Genomic DNA, 8041 nt, shown 5'->3' with positions numbered 1-8041 from the left:
GGTGCGCCTTGCGATCGGGGATCGTGGCGATGTCGAAGGCGGGCAGCAGGTGCACGTACGACGTCCACCGACTCGGCCAGCTTCCTCAGTGCCGGGAACCGTCGCTGTCCTTGTCGTGAACGCCAGGTAGTGCCCGGGTGCCTGGAGGTGCGGTCCTCGACGGAGAAGTCCCTGATGTGCAGCTCCTGGATCCGCGCGTCCCGCAGCGGCACGGCCTTCGGCTTGCGCAGGTCCGACCAGCCCGCCGGGGCCAGGGACCTGTCGTCCAGGTCCACGACCAGGCTGCGCTCGGAGTCCGCGGTGAGCGCGAGCGAGTACGGGTCGGTGACCTTGTTGGTGACCACCTTGCCCGCGCTGGGCGCCCACACCTTCACCACGTACCGGTACGGCTTGCCCTTCCAGGACGCCGGCCCCGTCACGGACCACACGCCCGTGGAGTCGTCCCGCCGCATGCTCCTGACCGAACCGTCCAGCTCCAGCGACACGCTCCGCGCCGTCGGGGCCCACACGGACAGCGTGGGCCTTCCGTCGCGGAACACCGTCCGAGGTGCGCCTTCGTGGCACCGGGGTAGAGGTCGTCCAGCACACCGGCGGTCTGCACACCGGTCGCCGCCAGCACGGCCCCGTTCTCCGCCCGCTGCGAGACGACCAGCTGCCCCTTGACCGCTTCACGCACCCGGTCCCGGTCGCGCGGGTCCACGGACCAGGCGGCGTAGTCCTTCAGGTGGGGAACTTCGCCTTCTGCGCGTCGGTCAGGGCCGTCTTCCCCAGCCTGATCCAGCGCTCGTCGTCGCTGCTCAGGGTCCCGTCCCGGACGGTCAGGGAGCCGTCGAGGGAGTACAGCAACTGGGTGGAGGCGGCACCCGCCACGCCGTTCCAGGCGACGGTGTCCCGGTCGATCCACACCGCCTCGGCGGTGGTGAGGTCGAGCGCGGCGGCGGTGCCGGCCGGCTGCGGCAGCAGGTGCTTCTCCTGGCCGCTCACCAGCCACACCTCGTGGCCGTCGGCCGTGAGGTCAAGGCTCCGGTCGGCCGGGAGGTCCTTCTCGTCGCCCTTGTGGATGATGTAGCCGAGACTGGTGGCACCCGCGGTGAGGGGCACCTCGAAGACCGCGCCATAGGCATCAGTCTTCACCGGCTCCAGCGGCCGCGACCAGTCGGTGGGGTGCGCGGCGCCCGTCCAGACGTGCAGGCCCCAGCCGTCGTAGTCCCCGTCGGCGCGGTGGTAGTGCAGGACGGCCTTGGCCGGGTCCTGGGCGGGGTGGTCCGGCCGCTCGGTGCGCACGTCGGCCTCGCCCTGTTCGATCCACACCTCGCCGGTGCGGGTGACGTCGATGAACCGGTCGGCGGAGATGTCCTTGTTCCCGTCCTTGTCGACGACCAGGAACCCGACGTTCGAGGCGCCCGGCCGGAGCTTGACGTAGGCGAAGGCGCCGTAGCGTCCCGGCCGATGAAGGGGTGGCCGGCCGGCCAGGTGGTGGCCTCGCCGTCGGCCAGGTCGCCCCAGGCGTACAGGCCCCAGCCGTCGTAGTCGCCGTCGGGGCGCTTGTAGTGCACGATCGCGTAGTCCCGGGAGGAGGCCCTGGGGACCTCGGGCGCGGGCGGGGTGCCGGTGGTGCTGCTCGCCGTGGCGCTCGCGGTGTGCCCGGCCGAGTCGATGACGACGGCCTTGTAGCGCAGGGCGGTCCCGGCGGGCACGTCGGTGCCGAGGGTCTGGGTGACCTGGTAGGGGGCGTGGTCGGCGGAGCCGAGCGTCCGCCACTTCCCGTTGCCGACCTGGGCGGCGAAGACGACCCGGTTGAGCTGTCCCCCATCGACGTCGGCCCTGAGGTCGACCGTTCCGGTGGCTCCGGCGGCCGGGGCGGTCAGGGTGATCGTGGGCTCGGCGGTGGGCTCGGCGAGCTTTCCGGCCGCCTTGTAGACGACGGCGGACCCGGCCGGGACGGTGACGGTGAGCCGCCGGTCGCCGTCGGAGCGCACCGGGCCGGTGGCGCCGTGGATCCCCCGGTACGTCATGTCCGGCGACCCGGTCGCGAAGGTCGCCGTCCGCTCCGAGCCGGCGTTGTTGAAGGCCACGACGTACTCCTGGCCGGACGCGGCGTCGGTGCGGGTGAAGGCGTAGATCCCGGGGCCGTCGGCCGCGTACCGCTCGGTCTGCACCCCGTCCGTCAGGGCCGGCTCGGCCTTGCGGAGCCGGGCCAGGTCCGCGATCCGCCGGTACAGCGGGGCGCCGGTGTCGTAGGCGGCGCTCGCGTGGGTGCGGTCGGTGCCGATCTCGTCGTCGTCCAGGTAGTCGGCGACCTTGGAGGCGAACATGGTCTGGCGGGCGTCCTTGTCGCCGCCGGAGCCGGTGAAGCCCTGCTCGTCGCCGTAGTAGACGACCGGGTTGCCCCGGCTGAGGAACATCAGCTCGTTGGCGAGCCGGTCCTTGGCCAGGATCTCGGCGTCGGTCGCGTTCGGGTTGTCCTGCTTCAGGAAGGTTCCGATGCGGCCCATGTCGTGGTTGCCGAGGAAGGTGACCTGTTCGTAGGCGTTGGCCTTGTCAGTCGTGTACTTGTGGTCGGCGCCGAAGACGGCCGCCAGCTTCCGGGCGCTGCCGCCCTGGGAGGCGTAGGCGCGGGCCGCGTCCTGGAAGGGGAAGTCGAGGGTGGCGTCGAGCCGGCCCCGGGTGACGTACGGGGCGGTGACGGCGGGGTCGGCGGAGTAGACCTCGCCGAACATGAAGAAGTCCTTCCGGCCGCGCTCGGCCGCGTAGCGGTCCAGCGCGGTGGCCCACTGGGTCCAGAACTCCATGTTCACGTGCTTGACGGTGTCGATCCGGAAGCCGTCGACGGCGAAGTCCCGCACCCAGCGCTGGTAGATCCGCTCCATCCCGCGGACGACCTCGGGGCGCTCGGTCCACAGGTCGTCCAGGCCGGAGAAGTCGCCGTAGGTGGTGGACTCGCCGGTGTACGTGGAGTCGCCCCGGTTGTGGTACATCGCCGGGTCGTTGAGCCAGGCCGGGACCTTGGCCTGGCTGGTCGCCCTCGGGGTGTGGGGAAAGGAGCCGGTGCCGACGGGCGGGAACTTCCCCGTGCCGTCGGCGTGGTCGGCGTCGTCGAAGGGGCGGCCGTCCTCGGTGAGGTAGGGGAAGGCGCCCTTGGAGAGGTAGTCGTAGGTCTTCTCGTCGTAGTCGACGACGTCGGCGGTGTGGTTGTGATGACGTCGAAGAAGACCTTCATGCCCTTGGCGTGGGCCTTGGAGATGAGGTTCTTCAGGTCCTGGTCGGTGCCGAAGTGGGGGTCGACCTGGGTGAAGTCGGTGATCCAGTACCCGTGGTAGCCCGCCGAAGCGTTGCTTCCGGTGCCCTGCACGGGGCGGTTCTTGAAGATCGGCGCCAGCCAGATGGCCGTGGTGCCGAGCCCCTTGATGTAGTCCAGCCGCTGCGTCAGGCCCTTGAGGTCGCCGCCCTGGTAGAAGCCCTTGTCCGTGGGGTCGTAGCCGGTGCGCAGCCGCGAACCGGTCAGACCACCGCGGTCGTTGGACGGGTCACCGTTGGCGAAGCGGTCCGGCAGGACGAAGTAGAACTGCTCGCGGGTGGCGTCGTGCCGGGCGGGTGCGGCGGCCAGCTTCGCGTCCGAGGGAGGCGCGGGCGGGCCGGCCGCGTGGGCGGCCAGGGGCGACAGCAGCGTGGCGGCGAGGGCCGCGGCGCTGACGGCCGCGGCACCGGCGCGCCGCCGGGTACGGCGCCTGGGCGGCGCCGGCCATCGTGGTGTCACTGGGTGGCTCCTCAGCAGTCCGGCTTGCCGGCGTACAGCGCCAGGGCGGTGTCGGGGGCCAGGGTGGCGGTGAACTGACCGCCGGCATTCACCGTCACCGGCCTGTTGCCCTGCACGTCGCAGTAGGTCCCGGCGGGCAGGGAGGTCTGGTAGGTGCGGGTCATGCTGCCCGGCTCGTGGTTGATGGCCACGTATCCCTTGGCGCCCCGGCCGAAGGCGACCCAGTCGTTGCCGTTGTCCCACCAGTTCGTGACCGCCTGGCCCCGGGTCGCGTTGCGGAAGGCGACCATGGACTTGATCTCCGGCCAGGCATGCTGGCACTTCCAGCCGCTTTGCCAACAGGCGTCCACCCGGCCGCCGTTCGGCGGGCCGGCGTCGGCGTCCGACCACTCGTAGCCGGAGTTGACGTCGGGGGCGCCGTACGGCCAGGCCAGCATGAAGACGTTGGCCAGGGTGTAGTTCGCGCCGCTCTTGTAGGAGAGCGTGCTGCCGTTGCGCTCGGTGTCGTGGTTGTCCACGAAGACGCCCGCGGCCGAGCCGCTCAGGTAGCCCCAGCCCTCGCCGTAGTTCTTCAGGTACGCCAGCTTCTCGGCGGTGAAGACCCGCTTGAGGTCGTAGGCGTAGCGGAACTCCTGGACGTCTCCGTTGCCGGTGTACTCGGAGGGCTGGACGGCCTCGCCCGCGCCGTGGATGACCTCCTGCTTCCAGTGGACCGACGGGTTGGTCAGCCGGCTCTTGATGTCCGCCAGGTCCGCGGCCGGTATGTGCTTGGCCCCGTCGATCCGGAAGCCGTCCACGCCCAGGCTCAGCAGGTCGTTCAGATAACCGGCGATCGCCTTGCGGACGTACTCCTCGCCGGTGTCCAGGTCGGCCAGGCCGAGGAGTTCGCAGTGCTGGACGTTCCAGCGGTCGGAGTAGTCCGAGATCTGGGCGGTGCAGTCGTCGAAGTCGTAGGACGAGTACAGGCCCGGGTAGGCGTACTTGGTGTACGACGAGCCGCCGGTGCCGGTGCCCGAGCCGGCCGACATGTGGTTGACGACGGCGTCGGCGACGACCTTCACCCCGGCCGCGTGGCAGGTGTCCACCATGTTCCGGAACGCCGTGCGGTCGCCGAGCCGGCCGGCGATCTTGTACGACACCGGCTGGTACGACGTCCACCACTGGGCGCCCTGTATGTGCTCGGCGGGCGGGGAGACCTGGACGTATCCGTAGCCGGCGGGGCCGAGGGCGGTGGTGCACTCCCTGGCCACGGAGTCGTAGTTCCACTCGAAGAGGACGGCGGTGACGTCCTTGGTGCCGGGCGGGGCGGCCTCTGCGGTAGTCGGGGTCATGCCCATCAGGGCGGCGGCGGTGAGGGCGACCGCCGTGGGGAGTGCGCTGCGTGCCATGTGGGGTTCCTTCGACGGTGAAGGGGGTGGGGGCCGCTGAAGCGGTTTGCTGAAACTTTTCAGCAAGCTTGCGGTGACGCAGATGGTAAAGGCCCGCTGCCCGGAAGGCAGCGGGCCGGAGTGAAGGTGATGCGGGAAAGTTCTCCGACGGAGCGTCAGGGGGCCGCTCCGGTGCGGGCGTCAGCGCTCCGCGGACCACCAGACCGTGGTGTCGGCGGGCACCTTCGTCTCGCCGTCCGCCTCGGTGACCTCGCCGCTGGCGAGCAGCACCCGGCCGTGGGACGGCATCGTCACGGACTCGCCGGTGGTGTTGGCCACGCACACGAAGTCGCCCCGCCGGAAGGCCAGGACGCCCTCCGGCGCGCGCAGCCACTCCACCGACTCGCCCGCGCCCAGGTCCGGCCGCTCCCGGCGGACCCGCAGCGCCGACCGGTACAGCTCCAGCGTGGAGCCGGGGGTCCCGGTCTGCGCCTCCACGCTCAGCTCGGCCCAGGCCGGCGGCTGGGGCAGCCAGCTTCCGCCGTCGCCGAAGCCGTAGGAGGAGCCCGTACGGGTCCACGGGATCGGCACCCGGCAGCCGTCGCGGAAGCCGTCCTGGCCCGCGCCGCGGAAGTACGCCGGGTCCTGGCGGACCTCGTCGGGCAGGTCCACGACGTCCGGCAGGCCCAGTTCCTCGCCCTGGTAGAGGTAGGCCGAGCCGGGCAGGGCGAGCATCAGCAGGGTGGCGGCGCGGGCCCGGCGCAGGCCCAGCTCGCGGTCGCCGGCCGTGCGGATCTGGGTGCCGAGGCCGGGCGGGTTGGCGAAGCGGGTGGCGTGCCGGGTGACGTCGTGGTTGGACAGCACCCAGGTGGCGGGGGCGCCGACGGGGCGCATCGCGTCCAGGGTGCGGTCGATGACCGTGCGCAGCTCCTCGGCGTCCCAGGCCGTGCCCAGGTACTGGAAGTTGAACGCCTGGTGGAGTTCGTCGGGGCGCACGTAGTTCGCGGTGCGCTCGACGGTCGGGGTCCACGCCTCGGCCACGAAGATGCGGTCACCCGAGTACTCGTCGAGGATGCGGCGCCACTGGCGGTAGATGGCGTGCACGCCGTCCTGGTCGAAGAACGGCATGACGTCATTGCCCAGCAGCTTGACCTGGTCGTGAGTGCCGAGGTCGGGCAGGCCCGCCGCCTTGACCAGGCCGTGGGCGACGTCGATGCGGAAGCCGTCCACGCCCATGTCCAGCCAGAAGCGCAGGATCGAGCGGAACTCGTCGCCGACGGCCGGGTGTTCCCAGTTGAAGTCGGGCTGCTCGGGGGCGAACAGGTGCAGGTACCACTCGCCGGGGGTGCCGTCCGGCTCGGTCACCCGGGTCCAGGCCGGTCCGCCGAAGATGGACTCCCAGTCGTTGGGCGGCAGTTCGCCGTTGTCTCCCTTGCCGGGGCGGAAGTGGTAGCGCTCGCGCAGCGGGGAGCCGGGACCCTCGGCGAGGGCGCGCTTGAACCACTCGTGCCGGTCGGAGGAGTGGTTGGGGACCAGGTCCACGATGACGCGCAGGCCGTGCGCGTGGGCGTCGCGGATCAGCGCGTCGGCGTCCAGCAGGGAGCCGAACATCGGGTCGACGGCGCGGTAGTCGGCGACGTCGTAGCCGGCGTCGGCCTGCGGGGAGGCGTAGAAGGGGCTGAGCCACACCGCGTCCACGCCGAGGTCGCGCAGGTACGGCAGGCGGGAGCGTACGCCCTCCAGGTCGCCCATGCCGTCGCCGTTGCCGTCGGCGAAGCTGCGCGGGTAGACCTGGTAGATGACCGCGTCCCGCCACCAGTCGCGGCGGTCGGCGACGGTGACGGCGCTGGAGTGGCGGGCCGGTGCGGCGGAGTGCTGCTGGCTCATGGCGTCCTTGATACGTAACTGGTGCATGGTGGGCGGTCGTTGATGGCCGGAGTACGAGGCGGGCCGCGGTGGCGGCGGGGTCGGTTGGGCCACCGCGGCCCGCCCGGCCGGTGCGGGCGTCAGCCCTTGGTGCCGCCGGCGGTGAGGCCGGTGACCAGGTTCTTCTGCACGAGGTAGAAGAACACCGTCACCGGTATCGCGATCAGCACCGCGGTGGCGGCCATGTAGTTCCACTGGGCGTCGTGCTCGCTGACGAAGGTCTGCAGGCCGACGGCGAAGGTGTACTTGGAGTCGTCCAGCAGGAAGGTCGTCGCGAAGGCGACCTCGCCGACGGCGGTGATGAAGGTGTAGAACGCGGCGACGGCCAGCCCCGGGCGGGCCAGCGGCAGGATCAGCCGGAAGAAGGTGCCGAAGGGGCTGAGCCCGTCCACCCGCCCGGCCTCGTCGATCTCGAACGGGATGGTGTCGAAGTAGCCCTTCAGCAGCCAGGCGCTGTACGGCACGGCGGTGGAGCAGTTGATGGCGATCAGCGCCCAGTAGGTGTCGATGAGGCCGAGCTCGCTGAAGATCTCGTACATCGGCACGATCAGGATGGCGATCGGGAAGGCCTGGGTGAGCAGCAGGACCCACATCAGCTGCTTGTAGCCGGGAAAGCGCATCCGGGAGACCGCGTAGCCGGTGGTGGCGGCGACGAGGACACCGATCACGGTGGTGCCGAGGGCCACGATCAGCGTCGACTTGAACCAGTCGAGGAAGCCGGTGTGCTGGAGCACGAAGCTGTAGTTGGAGAAGGTCAGCTTGCCCGCGATGCCGCCCGGGTGGAGGTAGTCGTCCTTGTCCGGGCCGAGGGACAGGTAGCACAGCCAGGCCACCGGGGCGAGGGCGATCAGGCTGGCCAGGGCGAGGCCGCCGTGCAGCAGGGCGGTGCCGAGCGGTCCGCGCTCGCCGCGCCGGCGGGTGCGGCGGACGGGTACGGCGGCGGGGGCCGGCGCGGTCTTCGTGGTGTCCAGGGTCGTGGTGCTCATGGCGG

3 protein-coding genes and 1 pseudogene are annotated in these 8041 nt (G+C 71.2%); all 4 read right to left on the bottom strand.

Features of this window, described 5'->3' with window-relative positions; translation table 11 throughout:
- Positions 1-3757, bottom strand: a pseudogene (locus tag Srubr_RS39100) (alpha-amylase family glycosyl hydrolase); the annotation flags it as partial.
- Between the two features lie 11 nt (positions 3758-3768).
- Positions 3769-5145: an alpha-amylase gene (locus tag Srubr_RS39095; RefSeq protein WP_189996456.1), complete on the bottom strand. Its 1377-nt coding sequence runs from the start codon at positions 5143-5145 to the stop codon at positions 3769-3771.
- A gap of 180 nt (positions 5146-5325) precedes the next feature.
- Positions 5326-7011, bottom strand: coding sequence for a glycoside hydrolase family 13 protein (locus Srubr_RS39090; protein ID WP_189996455.1), 1686 nt, complete (start codon positions 7009-7011; stop codon positions 5326-5328).
- Positions 7012-7130: 119 nt separating this feature from the next.
- Positions 7131-8036 (bottom strand): sugar ABC transporter permease, encoded by a 906-nt coding sequence (locus Srubr_RS39085; protein WP_189996454.1) that lies wholly within the window; start codon positions 8034-8036, stop codon positions 7131-7133.
- Positions 8037-8041 lie beyond the last annotated feature (5 nt).

It is taken from the genome of Streptomyces rubradiris (assembly GCF_016860525.1).
GTDB classification, from domain to species: Bacteria; Actinomycetota; Actinomycetes; order Streptomycetales; family Streptomycetaceae; genus Streptomyces; species Streptomyces rubradiris.
Note: the sequence above shows the minus strand (reverse complement) of the source record. Positions and strands in the feature narration are given on the sequence as shown.